Origin of the sequence: Trebonia kvetii (assembly GCF_007827045.1) — a bacterium.
GTDB lineage: Bacteria > Actinomycetota > Actinomycetes > Streptosporangiales > Streptosporangiaceae > Trebonia > Trebonia kvetii.
Window position 1 is genome coordinate 831,527 of sequence record NZ_RPFW01000004.1, and the last position, 18,722, is coordinate 850,248.

At 70.8% G+C, this 18,722-nt stretch carries 16 protein-coding genes; 7 read left to right on the plus strand and 9 right to left on the minus strand.

Annotation, left to right across the window (positions count from 1 at the left end):
* Positions 1 to 52: 52 nt before the first annotated feature.
* Positions 53 to 484 (plus strand): alternative ribosome rescue aminoacyl-tRNA hydrolase ArfB, encoded by a 432-nt coding sequence (gene arfB / locus EAS64_RS23765; protein ID WP_145856162.1) that lies wholly within the window; start codon positions 53 to 55, stop codon positions 482 to 484.
* Positions 485 to 493: 9 nt separating this feature from the next.
* On the opposite strand, the gene msrB is transcribed toward arfB, so the two are convergent.
* The 3 genes from msrB to EAS64_RS23780 form a co-directional block, all read right to left on the minus strand.
* Positions 494 to 907 (minus strand): peptide-methionine (R)-S-oxide reductase MsrB, encoded by a 414-nt coding sequence (gene msrB, locus EAS64_RS23770; protein WP_145856164.1) that lies wholly within the window; start codon positions 905 to 907, stop codon positions 494 to 496.
* 208 nt (positions 908 to 1,115) lie between these two features.
* Entirely contained in the window at positions 1,116 to 2,036 is a 921-nt protein-coding gene (locus EAS64_RS23775; RefSeq protein ID WP_145856166.1) for a TIGR03619 family F420-dependent LLM class oxidoreductase, read from the minus strand.
* Between the two features lie 40 nt (positions 2,037 to 2,076).
* Positions 2,077 to 3,243, minus strand: a complete 1,167-nt coding sequence (locus tag EAS64_RS23780; protein ID WP_145856167.1) for a GH12 family glycosyl hydrolase domain-containing protein — start codon at positions 3,241 to 3,243, stop codon at positions 2,077 to 2,079.
* A gap of 172 nt (positions 3,244 to 3,415) precedes the next feature.
* Here EAS64_RS23780 and EAS64_RS23785 point away from each other — a divergent pair, with 172 nt between their 5' ends.
* Positions 3,416 to 3,952, plus strand: coding sequence for a DUF1349 domain-containing protein (locus EAS64_RS23785; protein WP_342782066.1), 537 nt, complete (start codon positions 3,416 to 3,418; stop codon positions 3,950 to 3,952).
* A gap of 123 nt (positions 3,953 to 4,075) precedes the next feature.
* Complete coding sequence (locus EAS64_RS23790; protein ID WP_145856171.1) at positions 4,076 to 4,531, plus strand: alkaline phosphatase family protein; 456 nt, start codon at positions 4,076 to 4,078, stop codon at positions 4,529 to 4,531.
* A 165-nt stretch (positions 4,532 to 4,696) separates the two neighbouring features.
* Here the strand turns inward: EAS64_RS23790 and EAS64_RS23795 are convergent, their stop codons facing one another.
* Positions 4,697 to 5,644, minus strand: a complete 948-nt coding sequence (locus EAS64_RS23795; protein ID WP_145856173.1) for an FAD-dependent oxidoreductase — start codon at positions 5,642 to 5,644, stop codon at positions 4,697 to 4,699.
* Between the two features lie 89 nt (positions 5,645 to 5,733).
* On the minus strand, positions 5,734 to 7,515 hold the full coding sequence (locus tag EAS64_RS23800; RefSeq protein WP_145856175.1) for a purple acid phosphatase family protein: 1,782 nt from the start codon (positions 7,513 to 7,515) through the stop codon (positions 5,734 to 5,736).
* Between the two features lie 324 nt (positions 7,516 to 7,839).
* Between EAS64_RS23800 and EAS64_RS43775 the strand changes: the two genes are divergently transcribed.
* Both EAS64_RS43775 and EAS64_RS23810 read left to right on the plus strand, forming a co-directional pair.
* Entirely contained in the window at positions 7,840 to 10,056 is a 2,217-nt protein-coding gene (locus EAS64_RS43775) for a serine/threonine protein kinase (RefSeq protein ID WP_222849526.1), read from the plus strand.
* A gap of 85 nt (positions 10,057 to 10,141) precedes the next feature.
* Complete coding sequence (locus tag EAS64_RS23810; RefSeq protein ID WP_145856177.1) at positions 10,142 to 12,400, plus strand: S53 family peptidase; 2,259 nt, start codon at positions 10,142 to 10,144, stop codon at positions 12,398 to 12,400.
* 26 nt (positions 12,401 to 12,426) lie between these two features.
* Here the strand turns inward: EAS64_RS23810 and EAS64_RS23815 are convergent, their stop codons facing one another.
* The 3 genes from EAS64_RS23815 to EAS64_RS23825 form a co-directional block, all read right to left on the minus strand.
* On the minus strand, positions 12,427 to 12,750 hold the full coding sequence (locus tag EAS64_RS23815) for a hypothetical protein (protein ID WP_145856179.1): 324 nt from the start codon (positions 12,748 to 12,750) through the stop codon (positions 12,427 to 12,429).
* Positions 12,751 to 12,947: 197 nt separating this feature from the next.
* Complete coding sequence (locus EAS64_RS23820; protein WP_281283306.1) at positions 12,948 to 14,321, minus strand: aspartate aminotransferase family protein; 1,374 nt, start codon at positions 14,319 to 14,321, stop codon at positions 12,948 to 12,950.
* Positions 14,318 to 14,797: an Lrp/AsnC family transcriptional regulator gene (locus EAS64_RS23825; RefSeq protein ID WP_145856182.1), complete on the minus strand. Its 480-nt coding sequence runs from the start codon at positions 14,795 to 14,797 to the stop codon at positions 14,318 to 14,320. The genes EAS64_RS23820 and EAS64_RS23825 overlap by 4 nt, the downstream gene beginning before the upstream one ends.
* A 190-nt stretch (positions 14,798 to 14,987) precedes the next feature.
* Here EAS64_RS23825 and EAS64_RS23830 point away from each other — a divergent pair, with 190 nt between their 5' ends.
* A complete protein-coding gene (locus EAS64_RS23830; RefSeq protein WP_145856184.1) occupies positions 14,988 to 16,421 on the plus strand; it encodes a gamma-aminobutyraldehyde dehydrogenase in 1,434 nt (477 codons plus the stop codon).
* 214 nt (positions 16,422 to 16,635) lie between these two features.
* Complete coding sequence (locus EAS64_RS23835; RefSeq protein ID WP_145856186.1) at positions 16,636 to 18,048, plus strand: WD40/YVTN/BNR-like repeat-containing protein; 1,413 nt, start codon at positions 16,636 to 16,638, stop codon at positions 18,046 to 18,048.
* Here EAS64_RS23835 and EAS64_RS23840 read toward each other — a convergent pair.
* Entirely contained in the window at positions 18,045 to 18,722 is a 678-nt protein-coding gene (locus tag EAS64_RS23840) for a hypothetical protein (RefSeq protein WP_145856188.1), read from the minus strand. The two genes, EAS64_RS23835 and EAS64_RS23840, sit on opposite strands and share 4 nt — an antisense overlap.

The window sequence follows — 18,722 nt, forward strand, 5'->3', positions numbered from 1 at the left end:
CCGGACAAAAACCCCGTGGCGACCGCATTGCCCCGCCGGCCACACTTAAGTTATGGCCGACGACCTTCGCGTGAACAACTGGCTGGTGATCCCCGCCGGCGAGTTGCGCGAGCGTTTCTCGCGTTCCTCGGGCCCTGGCGGCCAGTCGGTCAACACCACCGACAGCAGGGTGGAACTCTCCTTCGACATCGCCAGGTCGCCGTCCCTGCCGGAACGGGAGCGTAACCGGGCGCTGTCCCGCCTCGAGACCCGGCTCGCCGACGGCGTGCTCACGGTCGCCGCGGAGACCGAGCGCAGCCAGCTGATGAACCGCGACGCGGCCCGCGCCAGGCTCGCCGCGGTCCTCAAGGAGGCGATCGCGCCGCCACCGCCGCCGCGGGTGCCGACCAAGCCGACCAGGGGCGCGCGCGAGCGTCGACTCGCCGACAAGCGCCGCCGCGGCCAGACCAAGCGCGACCGCCGCTACGACGCGGGCGAGCACTGAGACGCGATGTCAGCCCTCGGCTGGTTCCTTGGGCTCAAGCGTCAGCGAGACGGAGTTGATGCACCAGCGCTCGTCGGTCGGCGTGGCGTACCCCTCGCCGGTGAACACGTGCCCGAGATGCGAGTCGCACGCGGCGCACCGCGCCTCGACGCGGATCATCCCGTGCGCGCGGTCCTCGATCAGCGTCACGGCGTCGTCCGCCGTCGGCTGGTAGAACGACGGCCACCCGCACCCCGAGTGGAACTTGGCATCGGAACGGAACAGTTCCGCACCGCACGCACGGCAGCGGTACACGCCCGTCGTCTCTGTGTCCGTGTACTCACCTGTAAACGCCCGCTCGGTCCCCGCCTGCCGCAACACCGCGTACTCGGCCGGCGTAAGCCGCTCGCGCCATTCCGCATCGGTCCGCTCCACCTTCTCCATGCCTTCGAGACTAATAGATGGGTGCCGCAGGTCCCGCCGCGCCAGCCCCGCGACGGCTTCCCCGAGCATCATCCCGAACGGGTTCGTGGCTCCGCCCACCCCCGCGCGCGAACCCCCGCGAAGATCACCGCCGCAATGCCCTTGTCACCACCGGGGTGATAGCCCCGGTAATGACAAGGGCATCGGCTAAACGATCTTCAGGCAGGCGCTACAGGCGGGCCTCGGGCGCCAGGGCCTCGAGGATCTCCGACGCGCGAAGCACCGCCTTGCCCTCGTCGGCGGCCGGGTCACCGATCGCGGGGTCGAAGTTCAGGTCGTAGAAGACCTCGGTCACCCCGCAGCTCTCCAGCCACCCGACGTCCTCGCGGATCTGCTCGTAGGACCCGGACAGCAGGCGGCGCTTGCCCGTCGTCTTGGAGACTGACGGCTTGCCCGGCCGGACCACACCGCGGCAGACGATCCTGGCCGGGCTCCGCCCGGCCGCCCGCGCGGCGGTCTGCACGACCTTCGCCGATTCCGCGATGGTGGACAGGTCCGCGCTCGACGCGGTCACCCAGCCGTCGCCGATCCGCCCGGCCCGCTCCATCGCCGCCCGCGACATGCCGCCGATCAGGACAGGCGGCCCCGGGCGCTGGACAGGATGCGGCTCCTGGCGACCCGGCGGGATCGTGAAGAACGTGCCGCTGTATCCCGCCGCGCCGCCCCAGACCGCGCGCAGCGCGGCGACGTACTCGTCGGCGCGCGCACCGCGCGCGGTCATCGGCACACCTGACCCGGTGAATTCCTCGGCCAGCCAGCCGGAGCCGATGCCCAGGTCAAGCCGGCCGCCGGATAGCACGTCCACCGTCGCCGCCTGCTTGGCGAGCAGCAGCGGTGAGGCGAACGGATGGTTGACCACGGCGACCCCGAGCCGGATCGACGAGGTGGCGGCGGCCAGGTAGCCGAGCGACACCATCGGGTCGAGCACCGAGTGGTACATCGGCGCCAGGTTCGCGCCCGCCGGCGCGAGCAGCCGCTGGAACGTCCACAGCGACCGGTACCCGAGCCGCTCCGCCCGCCGTCCCAGTTCCGCGAGGTTGCGAGGCGTCGCCCACGCGCCGGAGACCGGCGCACCGAATCCGATGTCCATGGTCACCGACCCTACGGCAACGCCTTCCGCGTGCCCGGGGTCAGCTGGCGTCGACGGAGAAGTTGGTGACGTTGAATGTCTCCTGCGCGCCGGTGGTGTTGACCACCTCGACGCCGTAGCAGACCTCGCTGAGCGTGGAGTTGCCCGGGATCCAGCCCTTGTCCATGAGGTACTGGAAGAACGCGCGCAGGTTCAGGGTGCCCGACGTGAACGTCGAATTGGCGACGAAGGCGAAGTAGTTGCCGTCGCCCTTCCACACGGTGAAGGCGTGCCCGTCGAACGTCACGGTGCCCTGGGGTGACCCGCCGGGGATCTGGCCGTGGTTCTCGTTCCAGATCATCACCTCGTCGCTGCCGCTGGCGGGGTTGGCGATCCCGTTGAGCCAGATGTCGTAGGCGTTCTCGTAGGCCCCGGGCGCGCCGGCCGGCTCCGATTCCGCGAACGTGCTCGTGACGGACTTCAGCGAGCTGATCGCCGGCGAGTTGAAGTCACGGTGCACGTTGGGGTAGGTCTTCACGGACTTGCTGCCGCTGTTCACCGCCGCGGTCACCGACCAGCTGCCGGGCGCGCAGACGTCGAGCGTCTGCGCCAGGCCGGAACCGCCGGCGTTCCACTCGTTGTTGGCGACGAAGTACGGCAGCGCGGTGTAGGTGCCGTACAGGGTCGACGTGGTGAACACCGGGTTCTTGCAGGAGGCAGTGCCGACGGGCGGCGGCGTGGCGGTCGGCGTCGTGGCCGGGGGAGGCGTCGGCGTGGACTGCGCGCTTGTCGGCGTGGGGGACGCCGTGGGCGTGGTTTCCGTCGGCGTCGGCTTGGCGCGCAGCGCGGAGGGCTTCCGCGCCCGGAAGGCGGTCATCACCGGGCTCGGCGCGAAGTCGAACTGAGGCATGGTGGGGATCGCCTTGCCCGCGCCCTGCACGCTGCCCGCACCGGGCAGTGAGGCCACCGCCGACGGCCGGAGCGCGACCGCGCCGGTCGTGACGAAGTCACCGCCGCCCGAGGCGAGAATGCCGATCGCGGTGAGCCCGCCGCCCGCCAGAGTCCCCGTGAGCGCCAGCAGCGCAACCGATCGCGACCTGCGCGGCCGGGCGGCGACCCGGCCCGGGTGGCGCGGGGCCTGGCGCCCGCTCCGGTGCCTGCCGCGCCGCACGGCGGGCTCGGTCGTGTCGTTGTCGTCTGCCCTTCGGTCCAGAGTGACCTGCGGCACCGACCCCTCCTAGCTATGCGCTCGCGGCGGCGAGCTTGTAAAGATGTGCGGACGGCTGTGAATGCTGGTTCGTGGCACCAGACCGTGAAAGACTTCCACAGTGACCGATTTGTACCTACCGGGAGTGCCGTTTCCTCTTGAGCCGTCTGGGTCCCCAGCATGCCAGGCCGACGTGTCTGCCGGAGTACTAACACTGATAAGTGGGGCAAAGTCCGACATGTTTATCGACCCGGCCGGCGATGAAGGCGCCAGGCCGGACGCGGGGCGGTGGACGGGGCTGCCTGGCGAGGAGGATTTCACCCTCACCGCGCGGGTCAGCGTGGGCTTCAATTCCACCTTCGACGCGGGAGTGCTACTGCTTTATCTCAGCGATCGCCGGTGGGCGAAACTCTGCTACGAATTCTCGCCGCAGCGGAAACCGACCGCGGTCACCGTGGTTACCCATGGCACCTCGGACGACAGCAACTCATTCGAGACGGAAGGCGGCCCGCTGTGGCTGCGCATTACCAGGTCGGGACGGGCCTGGGCCTTTCACGCATCGCTAGACGGCAGTTACTGGCGGCTGCTGCGTTACTTCACCCTCGGTGAGGCGTCGGGCGCCCGGGTGGGCTTCCTCGCCCAGTCGCCGCTCGGCGACCGCTGCGCCGCGGTCTTCGACTCGATCGGCTTCCGGACGGGGGCGCCCGCTGACCTGCGAGACGGCACCTGACGGGCGTGACGTCAGCAAGTCACCTCGATGTCACGCAGTGGCTAGCCGGCGGCCAATCGCCGCTCCTACGCTCGCCTCAGGGACGATGACCCGGGCAAAAACGAGACCACGCGACGCACGTTCATGATCGGCGGGGCCGACGCGGCAGGCACCACCGCCGCGAGCCTCAGCGACGTCAAGCACATCGTGATCCTGATGCAGGGGAACCGCAGCTTCGACCACTACTTCGGCACCCTGTCGGGGACGCGCGGCTTCTCCGACCCGAACGTGCTCAAGAACGCCAACGGCACGCCGATCTTCGACCAGTACGGCTTCCAGCCGGGCACCGGGCCGAGCGCCGCCGGCTACCTGCAGCCGTTCCATCTGCTCAACGACCCGCCGGCGAACGTCGATCGGCTCCAACCTCACCGTGGTCGAGGAGGCGGTGCTCAACGCGCTCACCGGCACGCTCGACGTGGGCATCCCCTATCCGCTCCCGACGAGCAATGCGATGCCGGCGCAGGAGGCCGGCCCGGCGCGGCAGCCGGTCCCGTAGCGCAGGTGGCGGGCGGCAAACGGCATTCGCCGGCAATGCCGTGACACGCGCGGTTATGGTGCAACTCCGTTAAGCGCGTAAAACCTCGCATGCGTATAAGTGGTGCGGGCCTTTGGCATTGTGCGGTTACCGCGGGGCATTCACGGCTCTATTGCCGCGGATGACCCTTTGCTAAAGGACCTGCCGCCGGGCGATCCGGCCATTGCCGGTCACGCGAGTACCCCGGCGGTCAGTTCGGCGGCGCAGCCCCACGACAGGGTGACACCGGCGCCGCCGTGCCCGTAGTTGTGCCACAGCAGCCGGCCGCCGGACAGCGACTCCGCCTCCAGGCGCACCGTCGGGCGGACCGGTCGCAGCCCAACCCGTTCCGCGATAACCCTGGCATCCCGTAGCGACGGGAAGACGGCCGTGAGGTCCCGCAGGATGCGGTCGGACACCTCCGGCCGCGGCGCCATGTCCGATGCCCCCTCGTAGGCGGTGCCGCCGAGCACCACGACGTCGGGGTGCGGGAACAGGTACCGGTAGTCCGCGCCGTCGTCGCCGTGGTCGAGGTAGAACTCGCTGATCCCGGGATTCTCCACGACGACGACCTGCCCGCGCACCGGCACGACCGATTCGTCGGGCACCAGGTCGCGCGCGCCGATGCCGGTGCAGTTCACCACCACGGGCGCGGCGACGTCCGCGAGCGACGCGACGGTCTCGACGGTCACCGAACCGCCGAGCGCGGCGTATCGGGCGAGCAGGTACTCCAGGTAGACCGGCATGTTCATGGCCGGCGCGGTGTACGCCCAGCCGGAGACGAAGCCTGGCGGCAGGTCGCCGGGACCGAGCAGCCTGGTTTCCGGCAGCAGCGTGAGCCAGTCGGGCGGCGTCGCGTGGTGCGCCGCCACCTCGCGTCCCGACACGAAATGCACGCCAGAGTCCGGGTCGGCTGCCAGCCCGGACAGCACGTCGAGGGCGCTACGCGACCAGGCGAGGCACCGCTGCGGCGGTCCGCAGCGCACCGGGCCCCAGATGGCGCCCGCCGCGACCGACGTCGCCGCGGGCGGCGGCGTGGCGCTGACAATCCGCGTGGACAGCCCCGCCTCGGCGAGCGATATGGCGGTCGTCAGCCCGACCACCCCGGCACCAACGACAACCGCGTCCACGTCCGTCACGGCTACCGACGTTACCGGGGCACCGCGTCCGCGCGCCTGCCAGGGTCGTGCCCGTTCTATTCGTCCCCCCTTCGCGTCCCAGGCCGCCGCTATTCCTTCAGGTGCCAGCGCCGCCCATCGGATCGCGGCCTGACCAGGGTGAACGTTTCGAACAGGGTGTAGTCGCCGCTCGGCGCGCCCGGCTGTCCGGTCGCCGGGCTCACCTGGTCGGCGCCGACCGCGTGGTAGTACCGCACGGTGACCGACGTCTGGCCGCCGGCGTCGCTGCCCGGGTTGACGTCGAACACCGCGATGCCGTACGCGGTCGACCCGTCGCGCCGCGCGGACCAGGTCGCCTCCTCGACGGCGTCGGCGGCGGGCCTGGTGTACCCGCCGGGAGCGGCGCCGCCCGGCACGGGCCGGCCGGGCCTGGTGAAGACGCCCGCCTCGCGGACGGGCGAGCGGCCGGATGCGGCGCCCGTCCCGGATGCCCCGGCCGTCCCCGGCACGTCGCCCATCCCCGGAGCCCCGCCCGCCGTCGGCGCCTCTGGGTTCCGTGGGGAGCCGGGGGCGGGGATGCTGCCGCCGCAGCCGAGGACCAGGTGGACGGTGCCCTGGCTGGTGTCGAACACCCCGCTGTCCACGGTGGTCACCGGATGCGGCCGCCGGGTGTCGGCCGTCAGGCCGGTCAGCGCGTCCTGGCCGGCGTCGGTGTCGCAGCCGCGGACGGGGAAGGACCGCTCGTAGCCGTGGTCGTGCCCGGACAGCACCAGGTCGACCTCGTAGCGGTCGAAGAGCGGCAGCCATTCCCGGCGCACCCCCAGGTCGGAGCCGTTGCCGCCGGGTGCCGACGAGCAGGCGCACTGGTGCAGCTGCACCACGATCCAGTCGATCGACGCGTCGCCGCGTGCGGCCGCCAGGGTCGACTCCAGCCAGCGGGTCTGCACGCCGCCCGAGTAACCCCGCACGTACCTGGAGGTGCCGGCCGCCAGCGGCGGATGGCCCGTAGCCGGCGCGGGCACCAGCGGGCCAGGGCCGGCGACGAACCCGCCGCCGTCCTGATACGCGACGTCGTCGCCGCTCAGGCAGACGAACAGCGCCGTGCCCACCCGGAACGCGTACCACCGCCCGTCGAGCCCGTCCACGCCGTTGGACGGCAGCGTGTACCTGGTCAGGTAGGAGGCGAGGCCGTGGGCGCCGTTGCCGAGCTCGAGCTCGTGATTACCCGGCACCGGCATCCACGGCCGGTTCGCCGCCGAGGCCTGCACGTTGTTGCCGAAGTCGCGCCAGACCTGCGGCTGCGCCGCCGGGGTCAGGTCCGCGTACGCCAGGTCCCCGTTGATCAGGTGGAACAGCGGCTGGAAGGTCTCCACCGCGCCCACCGCGTAGGCCGCCTGGCCGTAGGAGCTGGCCCACGCGGGGTTCGGCGTGGCAAGGTCGCCGAAGCTGGTGAACCGGAAGCGGGCACGGCCCGCGGGTGCGGTGCTGAACGTGGCGCTGAACGGGTCGGCGCCGTTCGAGTCGTTGTCGGCGGTGACCGCGTAGCCGTAGGTGGCGCCGGGGCGCAGCTTGTCCACCCGCGCGTGATACGTCCACACGATGGTGCCGCTCAGCGCGTCGGTATAGGCGCGTTCCGCGGCGGCGATGACACGCTGGCCGATGCGCACCCGGGGCCGCACCGCCTGTCCGGCCGACGCCCACGACACCACCACAGTGGAAGTCGGATCGTCGTCCCAAGTGAGGTGGATCTGCTCTGGCGTGCCGTCGGCGGGCTCGGAACGCCCCCGGGCCGCGGCGCGTGTCGGTCCCGCCGCGGTCGCGGACAGCAGGCCAGTGGTCCCCGCGACGATCATCTGCCGCCTGGACAAATCGGCCCCCGAGTCATCTGACATGCGGAGACTTTGCCGTCTGACGGTAAACGACTGGTGACGGCAGGGAAGGTAGCGGCCCCAGATCTTGATGAATATTGGGATTTGCTGTTCGGCTGGCCCGGGCCGTTAAGTGCGAGCCTGCTGGCACGGAAGGGGCGGATGGGCTGCACCTTTGCCGATGCCAATTCGTTACCGCCTGCCAATAATGCAAATTGGGCGGTAGGTATGGTAGAACCTTGCCGTAGGGCGGATAAACCTCGCATACATCATTTTCAATAAGTGGGCGGGCTTTGACATGTGCGGGTGCTGCCGGGGGGACCTGGCACCTTTTTCCCTGGTGACATCGTGGTAAAGAACCTGCTGCCAGGCGACCCGGCTATGGTCGGGCCATACAAACTGCTCGGGCGGCTCGGACAGGGCGGCATGGGCGTGGTGTACCTGGCCAGGTCGCCAGGCGGCCGGACCGTGGCGGTGAAGGTTATTCAGCCGCAGCTGGCGAATGAGCCGGGGTTCCGCACCAGGTTCGCGCGCGAGGTCTCGGCGGCACGCGGCGTCGGCGGGATGTTCACCGCGCTGGTTGTCGACGCGGACACGGAGAGCTCGGTGCCGTGGCTGGCGACCGCGTACGTGGCAGGCCCTTCGCTCGCCGAGGCCGTGGAGGGGCAGGGGCCGCTGCCGCCGGAGTCGGTGCTCGCGCTGGCGGCGGGCCTGGCCGAGGGGCTGCAGGCGATTCACGCGGCGGGCGTCGTGCACCGGGACATGAAGCCGTCGAACGTGCTGCTCGCCGCCGACGGGCCGCGAGTGATCGACTTCGGCATTTCCCGCGCCCGCGAGGCGTCCATGCTGACCCAGACGGGCACCGTCATGGGCTCGCCGGGCTACCTGTCGCCCGAGCAGGCCGAGGGCCAGGTCGTCGGCCCGCCGAGCGACGTCTTCAGCCTCGGCGGCGTGCTGGTGTTCGCGGCGACGGGGGAGGGGCCGTTCGGCAGCGGGCCTACCCCGGCCCTGATGTACCGGGTGGTGGCCAAGGAGCCGAACCTGGCCCAGGTGCCCGACCAGGTCCGCCCGCTGATCGAGCGGTGCCTTGCCAAGGACCCCGCGGACCGGCCGACCCCCGGCGAACTGCTCACCGACCTCGACGCGCTCGGTGCGGGCATCGGTGTGGTCACGCCGCAGTGGCTGCCCGAGCCGTTCACGCAGGCGCTCGGCAAGTACGTGCCGACGGCGGTGACTCCGACGCCGTCGGCCGCGGTCAAGCTGCAGGACACCACTCCCGTCACGCCGGGGACGCCTGCGGGGCTGACGGCGGTTGCTCCGGCCGTGGCTGCCGCCATCGTGGGTGCGGTCGCGGGCGAGGCCGTCGCGGACGAAGCGCCCGCGGCGAGCGCGGTTCCGCTGACGCCGGCCGGCGTTCAGGTGCCGTCCGCCGTCTCCGAGGCCCCGCCGGTCGAGGACGCGGTGTCCGTCGCGGATGCTCCGCACGTCGCCGAGGTTCCGCCCGCCTCGGGCGTGCCCGCGGCGGTCGCCGGGGTCGCGGCCATGGGTGCCGCCGCGGCGGCCGCACCGCCCGGCGTCGCGGACACCAGGATCGAGCCCATCTATCCGCCGTCGGGTGGCGTGCCCGAGTACACCGGCCAGGCCACCATCGGGCTGTCCACCATTCCGCCTGCCGTCGGCACCCCGCCGGGCGGCGGTCCCGCGGTCTTCGCCGCGGGACCAGGCACGGTCGCCACGGGCACCGGCGCCGGTACCCAGGGCACCGGCGCCGGTACCCAGGGCACCGGCGGCCCCGGCTTCGGCGGCCCGGGCGGTAGCGGCCCGATGGGGCCGACGCCGCCAGGCGGCGTCGTCACGCCGCTGCCCCGGCCGAACCAGCGCCGCCGCATCCTGCTCGCGGCGGCCGCGGCTCTCGTCGTCCTGGCGGGCACCGGGATCGGCTTCGCGGTGAGCGGCGGCGGCCCGAGCAAGTCGGCATCGGGTCCAAGCCCGTCGGTCGTCGTGACCACGTCGCACAGCCCGTCCCCGTCGCCTTCCCCGTCGCCGACACCGAGCAAGAGCGCGTCACCCAAGGTCAGCACCACTAAGCCCAAGCCCCACGTGACGACCAAGAAGCCGAACCCGCCGCGGCCGACGACCTCCTCGGCGGCGGCGACCACGCAGGCGTACACCCCGCCGCCGGCGACGACGCCGGCCTACACCCCGAGCACGACCCCGCCGGCCACGCACACGACGACGCCGCCGACGCACACCACGACCCCGCCGCCGCCCCCGTCGCAGTCCATCGGCGGCTACTCCGGCGCCTCGTCGGTCGGCTGCGGTGGGACGTCCACCACGGGTGCGGTGGCGAATTTCACCTTCATCAATAACAGCAACGCGCCGATCTCGATCGGCGAGTACACGACAAGCGGCAGTTTCGCCAGCTTTGGCACGGTCGGGCCGGGCGGCTCGTCTGGGGTCAGCACGTACACCGGCTACATCTGGACCGTCAGCAATTCCAGCGGCGCCTGCCTCGGCGGGTTCAAGGTGACAGCAAGCGGTGGCTCGGTCACGGTCGTCTCCTGAGATCGCGGTCGTCCGCGGCGACCACCGGCTTCATCAGCAGTCTGGCGGCAACCGTGTTGACCGCCTGAGACGGAGGGATCAGCACATGCACCGAGGCAAGTACCGCCTGACCGCTGCGGCGGCGGCGGTCGCCATCGCGGCCGGGGCGTTCGCCGCCGTGGCCATCCCCTCATCGGCGGGGGCGGCCGACGCGAGCGTGGCCCTGGCGGGGAGCGCGGCCACGCCGCTCCCGGCCGGCGCGGTCCGGCTCGGCGCCCTGGCCCCCACCACCGGGCTGACGTTCGACGTGACGCTGAAGCTCGGCAACGAGGCGGGACTCGACGCGCTCGTCGCCGGGCTCGCGAACCCGAAGTCACCGTACTTCGGCCGGTTCGTCGGCAACGATCAGTTCGGTCCCGAGTTCGGCCTGTCGCCCGCGGCGATCGCGCGGGTGTCGAGCACGCTCGCGAGCATGGGCCTGCATCCGGGCAGCGTCGATCCCGACCGGCTCTACATCCCGGTCACCGGCACCGCGGCCGCGGTCGAGCGAGCGTTCGGCGTGCGGCTGGTCAGCTACCGGCTGCCCGGCGGCCGGGTCGCGTACGCGAACTCCGCCGCGCCGAAGATCCCGGCGTCGATCGCCCCGGCGATCGACGGCGTGCTCGGCCTCGACACCGTGTACCAGCCGCACGCGCTGTCCCACCAGGTCTCCGCCACGAGCACGCCCAAGCGCAGCGGGCCGGTGGCGGTCAGCCCCGCGGTGAGCGCGGCGCACGGGCCCACGGCCTGCAACTCCGCGACCGACCAGGCGATCGCCATGCACGGCTTCACCGCGAATCAGCTGGCCGCGCACTACGAGATGACCAGCCTGTACAAGGTGAGCGACTTCGGCCTGGGGCTGAGCGTGGCGGTGGCTGAGCTTGAGCCGAACCTGGGCACCGACATCAAGGGCTATGAGAAGTGCTACGGGATCTCCACCAAGGTGGTGAACACCAAGGTGGGCAAGTCGGTGGGCACCGGTGCGGGCGGCGGCGAGGCAGCGCTCGACATCGAGAACATCGCGGGCATCGCGCCCGGGGTCACCATCGACGACTACCAGGACGGCCAGCCGGGCATCACCCCGCTCTACGACATCGCGGCCAAGGTCGCCGCCCTCGACAGGGACCAGGTCTTCTCGATCTCCTACGGGCTGTGTGAGATCGAATCGGGCACGGCGCTGCTATCCGCCTACCAGACGGTGTTCAAGACGCTCAATGCCAAGGGCATCACCACGGTCGCCGCTTCCGGTGACTCCGGGTCGACCGGATGCTTCGCGGGGTCGTCGAAGTCCGCCGCACTGAGCCCCACGGCACCGGCATCGGCGACGAACGTGTTTTCCGTCGGCGGTACCACGATGACGAGCGCGGGCGTCCTGTCCAACGAGGTGGCGTGGAACGGCTCGGGCAACGCCAACCCGGGAGCGACCGGCGGCGGCGTCTCCACGCTGCTGTGCATGCCGTCCTACCAGGACCTCCACCAGCAGGATTCGAGTATCGGGCAGATCACCGGCTTGATCTCCAAGAACTCGGTCGCGGCCGCGTCCTGCAAGTCAGGCAGCGACCGCAACGGCTACCGGCGCCAGGTGCCCGACATATCCGCCAACGCGGGCGGGTCCAGCCCCTACGTCGTGTTCTACAAGAACAAGTGGACGGGCTTCTACGGCACGTCCGCGGCGACGTCCCTGGTGGCGGCGGAGGCGGCGCTGATCGACGCCTCGCCGTTCTGCTCGGCCCTCGGCTGGAACGCCGGCCCGCACGTCATGCTGCCGCAGGCCCTGTACCTCGAGGTGGCCGTCAACAACGCCCTCGTCTACCTCGAGACGCCGCCGACGCTGCTGCACGACATCACCAAGGGCAACAACGACGACACGGCGTCCGGCTACACCGGCGGCCTCTACCCGGCGACCACCGGGTACGACGAGGCCACCGGCCTCGGCACCCCGCTGCTCACGGCCAAGGACCTGCCGTACTTCGACCCAGGCATGGCCGCCGACATGTGTCATTACTACGCGCGCGGCGGCCTCGGACGGGTCAGCACGCACGGTGTCTCGCCGTCCTCGGTGAAGGCCAGCACGGCGGTCGCGGCCACGGTGACCGGCACCGGGTTCGTCGCCATTCCGAACGCGAACCTGGCCGAGATCCTGACCATCAGCAAGAAGCCCGCGATCGTGGGGGTCGCCTGGGCGACCTGCGCGAGCCACACGTCCTGCAAGGTCAAGCTCCCCAAGCTCAAGGCGGGCAAGTACCACCTCGAGATGCTGGTCGCCGACTACCTGCCGTGCACCGACGGGTGCAAGGGCTACGTCACGCTCACCGTCCACAAGTAGGGCGCCCGGGCAACGCGACGGCGGTGCTAGCCGGGCTCCCGCCCGGCTAGCATCAAGGTCGACAGCTGCGTGCGCGAGGACAGGCCGAGCTTGCCGAAGATGTGCTCGAGGTGCAGTTCGAGCGCGAGCGGTATGCCGTCGAGCCGCCGGCACAGCTCAGCCACGGCGGGCGTGTTCCGCGGTGTGAGCTCGAAGTCGGGGACGGCCGCCCGCGCGCGGTCGGCGAACAGGGCGGCGGCTTCCGAGTAGCCGGCGGCCGCGTCGTCGGCGGGAACCTCGAGCGGCGAGATGAGCAGCGTGTGCTCGCCGGCCGCGTGGAGCGGTACCCGGCTTGTCGCGAGGAGGCGCACCCGGGGCGCCGCGGAAAGCAGCAGCGCGGCGAGGTCCGCGCAGCCCCCGGCGAGATGCTCGCAGGTGTCAAGGATGAGCAGCTGACCTCGGCCGGCAGGTTTTCCTTACGCTGCCCCAGCGTCAGCGCGGTCACGATTTCCCTCGTATCGTGCGGCCCGCCCGCGCTGCGCGCGTCGTCAGAGCGCTGCGCGCGTCGTCAGAGCTTGGTCCACGCCTCGGTGAGGACCGAGCGGAGGATCTGCTCGATCTCGTCGAAGTGCTCCTGGGTGCAGATCAGCGGCGGGGCGAGCTGGATCACTGGGTCGCCGCGGTCGTCGGCGCGGCAGACGAGGCCGGCGTCGAACAGGGCGTGCGACAGGAACCCGCGCAGCAGCCGCTCCGACTCGTCGTCGTCGAACGTCTCCTTGGTGTTCTTGTCCTTGACCAGCTCGATGCCGTAGAAGTAGCCGGCGCCGCGGATGTTGCCGACGATCGGCAGGTCGGTGAGCTTGTCCAGGGCGGAGCGGAAGCCGTCCTCGTTGGCCCGCACGTTGCCGAGCAGGTTGTCCCGCTCGAAGACGTCCAGGTTGGCCAGCGCCACCGCGGACGACACCGGGTGCCCGGCGAACGTGATGCCGTGGAGGAACGTCGCGTTGCCCTGCAGGAACGGCTCCATCAGCTCGTCGCGGACGATCATGCCGCCGAGCGGCGAGTAGCCGGAGGTGACGCCCTTGGCGAAGGTGATGATGTCGGGCACGTATCCGTACCGCTCGGAGCCGAAGTAGTAGCCGAGCCGACCGAACGCGCAGATCACTTCGTCGGACACCAGCAGCACGCCGTACTTGTCGCAGATCTCGCGCACCCGCTGGAAGTAGCCGGGCGGCGGGGTGAAGCAGCCGCCGGAATTCTGCACCGGCTCGAGGAACACCGCCGCGACGGACTCGGCGTCCTCGCGCAGGATCGCCCGCTCGATCTCGTCGGCGGCCCAGATCCCGAACTTGGTCTCGTTGTCGGCGACGAACTCCGGCGCGCGGTAGAAGTTCGTGTTCGGCACCCGGATGCCGCCTGGCGGCAGCGGCTCGAAGTCGTGCTTGATCGCGGACAGGCCGCAGACGGCGAGCGCGCCCATCGAGGTGCCGTGGTAGGCGTACTCGCGGCTGAGCACCTTGTACCTGCCGGGCTCGCCCTTGCGCTTGAAGTACGCCTTGGCGAGCTTCCAGGCCGACTCGACGGCCTCGGATCCCGACGTGGTGAAGAAGACCCGGTTCAGGTCGCCAGGTGCGAGCTCGGCGAGGCGGGAGGCGAGCTGCACCGCCGCCGGGTGGGCGTAGGACCACAGCGGGAAGTAGGCCAGCTCGGAGGCCTGCTTGGAGGCGGCCTCGGCCAGCTCAGTGCGTCCATGGCCCACCATGGACACGAAGAGCCCGGCGAGGCCGTCCAGGTAGCGCTTGCCCTTGTCGTCGTACACATACGGCCCGCTGCCGCGGACGATCACCGGGATGTCGCCGTTGTTGTAGGACGACATCCGCGTGAAGTGCATCCACAGGTGCTGCTTGGCCGCCGCCTGGAGCTCGTCAGAAGAAAGAGTCACCGTGTCCCCCAGGTGTAGGTCTGCTTGCGTAGCTTTAGATAAACGAAGGTTTCGGTCGACGTGACGGACGGTACCCCGCGGACCCTGCTCAGAATCTCGAGCAGGTGATCGTCGTCCTCGCAGACCACCTCGAGCAGGAGGTCGAACGAGCCGGCGGTCAGCACCACGTAGTCGATCTCGTCCATGGCGGCGAGCTGGTCGGCCAGCTTCTCAAGGTCGCCGTCGCAGCGCAGGCCGATCATGGCCTGGCGCCTGAAGCCGAGCTTGAGCGGATCGGTGACCGCGACGATCTGCATCACCCCGGCCTCGTGCAGCCGCTGAACGCGCTGCCTGACAGCCGCTTCCGACAGCCCGATCGCCTTGCCGATCGCCGCGTAGGACTGACGCCCGTCGGCCTGAAGCTGCTCGATGATCCGCTTGGAAATCTCATCGAGCGCCGGCGTGGCGGCCATACCGCCGCGCGGGCCGTGGGCCATCCGATCACATCCTTCCGAAGTTGACCCTCACCCCTCATGCTTGTCGTGTCAAGCCCAGTTGTCAACTAATTTCGCAGATAAACGTCCAATCTTCCACGGAATCACTTGTCGCAGGTACCTAACTTTGCGAAGCTCATCGCATGGGCCCGCGAGAGCCCGCGTACGACCACTGGCGGCACTGGAGGCTGGGATGACGCAGGCAACGCTACGCAACTTCGTGAACGGCAAGCAGTGCGAGCCGCGTGACGGCCGCTACAGCGACGTGATCGATCCGAGCACGGCCGAGTCGTACGCCTCGGCGCCCGTCAGCTCGGCTGCCGACGTCGACGACGCGCTGCGCGCCGCCAGGGACGCGTTCGAGACGTGGCGCGACACCACCCCGGCCGAGCGCTCGCGCGCCCTGCTGAAGTTCGCGGACGCCATCGAGGCGCGGTCCGCGGAGCTCACCGAGGCCGAGTGCCGCAACACCGGCAAGCCGCTCGCCATCGCGAGCACGGACGAGGTGCCGCCGAGCGTGGATCACCTGCGCTTCTTCGCCGGCGCCGCCCGGGTGCTCGAGGGAAGGTCGGCGGGTGAGTACCTGCGCGACCACACCTCAATGATCAGGCGCGAGCCGATCGGCGTCTGCGCCCAGGTCACGCCCTGGAACTACCCGCTGATGATGGGCCTGTGGAAGTTCGCGCCCGCGATAGCGGCGGGCAACACGGTGGTGCTCAAGCCGTCAGACACCACCCCGGTCTCCACGGTGCTGCTCGCCGAGATCGCGGCCGAGTTCTTCCCGCCCGGCGTGTTCAACGTGGTGTGCGGCGACCGGGACACCGGCCGCGCCATGGTGGCGAACCCGATCCCCGCCATGGTGTCCATCACCGGCTCGGTGCGGGCGGGCATGGAGGTCGCGAGGACTGCCGCCGACGACCTCAAGCGGGTGCACCTGGAGCTTGGCGGCAAGGCCCCGGTGATCGTGTTCGACGACGCCGACGTCGAGTCGGCCGCCAAGGCCATCGCGAACGCCGGCTTCTACAACGCCGGTCAGGACTGCACCGCCGCCGCCCGGGTCATCGCCGGGCCGCGCATCGCCGCCGACCTCGCCGACGCGCTCGCCGAGCAGGCGCGGTCCACCAAGACCGGCGGGCTCGACGTGACCGACGCGAACTACGGCCCGCTGAACAACCCCGTCCAGCTCTCCCGGGTCTCCGGCTTCCTCGACAGGACGCCGGCCCACGCCACCGTGGCGGCGGGCGGCCACGCGATCTCCGGCCCCGGCTACTTCTTCGAGCCGACCATCGTCTCCGGGCTCAGGCAGGACGACGAGATGATCCAGGACGAGGTCTTCGGCCCGGTCATCACCGTCCAGCGGTTCACCGACGAGGACGAGGCCGTCCGGTGGGGCAACGACGTGCGGTACGGCCTCGGCGCGAGCGTCTGGACCAAGGACCACGCCCGCGCCCTGCGGGTCAGCCGCCGCCTGGACTTCGGCGTGGTGTGGATCAACACCCACCTGCCGTTCATCGCCGAGATGCCGCACGGCGGCTTCAAGCACTCCGGCTACGGCAAGGACCTGTCGATGTACGGGTTCGAGGACTACACCCGCATCAAGCACGTGATGTCCTACACCGGCGAGTGACCCGCGGCGGCCCCGGCGGGTAGCACCGGGGCCGCGACCCGGCACTGGTTCCGTCACGGAATGGATGCAAGAACTCACTTGTTGCGACTAAGATCCACGGGTAGTGGTCGCACGCAAACCCCCAGTTACCCCCAAGATCGCGCGTGCAGAATGATAGTGAGCGCTGCTCAGGGGTAGGCGGCACCTCATACCCCCGAGGAAAGAGATGCAGCCCATGGACACGAACAAGGCAAATGTCGGCCCTGCGGGTACCCCTCGTCCCGCGCGTCTCGCCGGGGCCGGACGGCAGCGTGCGCGGGCCATCGGCCCGGCGGTCGCGGCGCTCGCGGCCGCCGGTCTGCTCGGCGGCTGCGGTACCGCGCAGCTGGCCAGCGAGCAGGCTCCCCGCCAGCCGGCCAGCAAGGCCCCCGCGGCGAGCGCCACCGGGGAAACCCGCGCCGCCGCCGGCGGACCGTCATCATCGTCATCGCCGTCCACCGCGAACTGCACGAGTACCGGGGCGTCGGTCACCGCCGATCGCGCGCCCGCCGGCGGCGGCGGCACAGCGGGCGGAGCCATCCCGTCGCTCCAGGCCATCCAGTTCGTCGACGCCAGCCATGGCTGGGCGGCGGGCAACGGCCGAATCCTGGCGACAAGCGACGGCGGGCACAGCTGGACCAGGCAGTACACCGGCCCGGCCGCCCTGTACCAGGTGGACTTCACCGACGCGGCGCATGGCTGGGCCGTCGGCAAGAACGCGCTGCTGCACACCACCGACGGCGGGGCCACCTGGACGGCGGCGGCCGAGCCCGCGCTCAGCGCGTCCCGGCCTGGCACCCAGTGCCAGGGCATCGACACCGTCCACTTCGTCTCGCCGAGCGTCGGGTACGCGGTGGCCGGCGGCGCGGGCGCCGCGGGCGCGCCGGTCCTCGGCGGCCTGTCCGGCCCGGTTTCCGGCAGCCAGCTGCTGCGGACCACCGATGGCGGCCAGACCTGGCAGCAACTGGGCGGCACCCCGGCCAACCCGGAGACCGCCTGCTTCACCAGCGCGTCGAACGGCTATCTCGGTACTCCCGGTGTGATCTGGCACACCACCGATGGCGGCACGACCTGGACGAAGTCGTTCACCGAGCCGCCCGCGGTCAGGGTGGAGTCGGGGGCGATCGGTGACACGCCCAACGTGCAGTGCACCGGCCAGAACGCGGCGTGGGTGCTGTTCGTCGGGCAGGGCACCGCGATGATGCACTCGCCGTATCTCGCCTATGCCACCAGTGACGGCGGCCACTGGCGCGGTGTCATGGAGGAGCCGATGCTCGAGTCCTCGCTCCGCCCGAAGCTGCACCTGAACGCGGGTCCCGGCTCTGAACCGGGTCCGTTCAGCGCGATCAGTTCGGATGCCGCCGCGTTCGTCGGCTACACCCCGCCGGCCAACGGCTGGGGCGCGGCGCCGCTCTCGCTGGCAGGAAACGGCGGCGGCACCCTCAGCGACGCACGGAACATCGCCGCGATCAACAAGCCGCTCGCGGCCGCCTTCCTCAGCACGAACCAGGGCTGGGTGGTCGGCGAGAACCTCAAGACGAACACGTTCGCGATCGAGGCCACGAGCGACGCGGGTCACACCTGGACGACCGAGTACACCACCAGCTAGAACTCGCCCGCACCACTGGGTGGAGCGTCGCCGCCTGGCGCGTCCCCAGCGGCCCGCGGTGCCTCGGCGCTCCCAGCGGTGTCCGGGGCCCCGCCTGGCGGGGCCCCGGACACCGGTGCGCCGTCCCGCACGGTGTCGCCGCCGCGGACCAAGGCGACGACCTCGTGCCCGATGCCGATCGACGGGCCGCCGATCAGCTCCCACGCCCGGGAGATCCCGACAACGAAGCAGACGACCACCAGGATCGCGATCGTGTTCACCGAGCCGGAGTCACCCGGCCGCTGGACCACATTTATCCCAGCGACCATCTGCAGCACGAACGTGACGGCCAGCCCGACGAGGAATAGGCCGTCTCGCAGGCTGGCCCAGCGGACCTGCCGCAGCCGGATGAGCGACAGCAGCGACGCCGCCACGAACAGCAGCCCGACGATCGCCACGATCACTGAGGTCCACCCGATCTTCTCCCCTGGGACCAGCGCGAAGAGCGAGACAGACAGCGCGTTGATAAACGCCGTCAGCGCCGCGTACGCGCGGATCCGGAGCGTCTGTGCCGAGGCCTCGGCCTTCGCGAGCCGTTCGGCGGAAACCGAGATGGCCACGAAGAGCAGCCCGATGAGCGCCCCGGCTACTCCGGCGCTTGCGGTGAAGAAGTCGTGAATGGCCGCGGGAACCAC

Coding starts and splice junctions, on each gene's coding strand:
- arfB (WP_145856162.1), top strand. CDS start 53: ATGGCCGACGACCTTCGCGTGAACAACTGGCTGGTGATCCCCGCCGGC.
- msrB (WP_145856164.1), bottom strand. CDS start 907: ATGGAGAAGGTGGAGCGGACCGATGCGGAATGGCGCGAGCGGCTTACG.
- EAS64_RS23775 (WP_145856166.1), bottom strand. CDS start 2,036: ATGGACATCGGATTCGGTGCGCCGGTCTCCGGCGCGTGGGCGACGCCT.
- EAS64_RS23790 (WP_145856171.1), top strand. CDS start 4,076: ATGATCGGCGGGGCCGACGCGGCAGGCACCACCGCCGCGAGCCTCAGC.
- EAS64_RS23800 (WP_145856175.1), bottom strand. CDS start 7,515: ATGTCAGATGACTCGGGGGCCGATTTGTCCAGGCGGCAGATGATCGTC.
- EAS64_RS23810 (WP_145856177.1), top strand. CDS start 10,142: ATGCACCGAGGCAAGTACCGCCTGACCGCTGCGGCGGCGGCGGTCGCC.
- EAS64_RS23825 (WP_145856182.1), bottom strand. CDS start 14,797: ATGGCCCACGGCCCGCGCGGCGGTATGGCCGCCACGCCGGCGCTCGAT.
- EAS64_RS23830 (WP_145856184.1), top strand. CDS start 14,988: ATGACGCAGGCAACGCTACGCAACTTCGTGAACGGCAAGCAGTGCGAG.
- EAS64_RS23835 (WP_145856186.1), top strand. CDS start 16,636: ATGGACACGAACAAGGCAAATGTCGGCCCTGCGGGTACCCCTCGTCCC.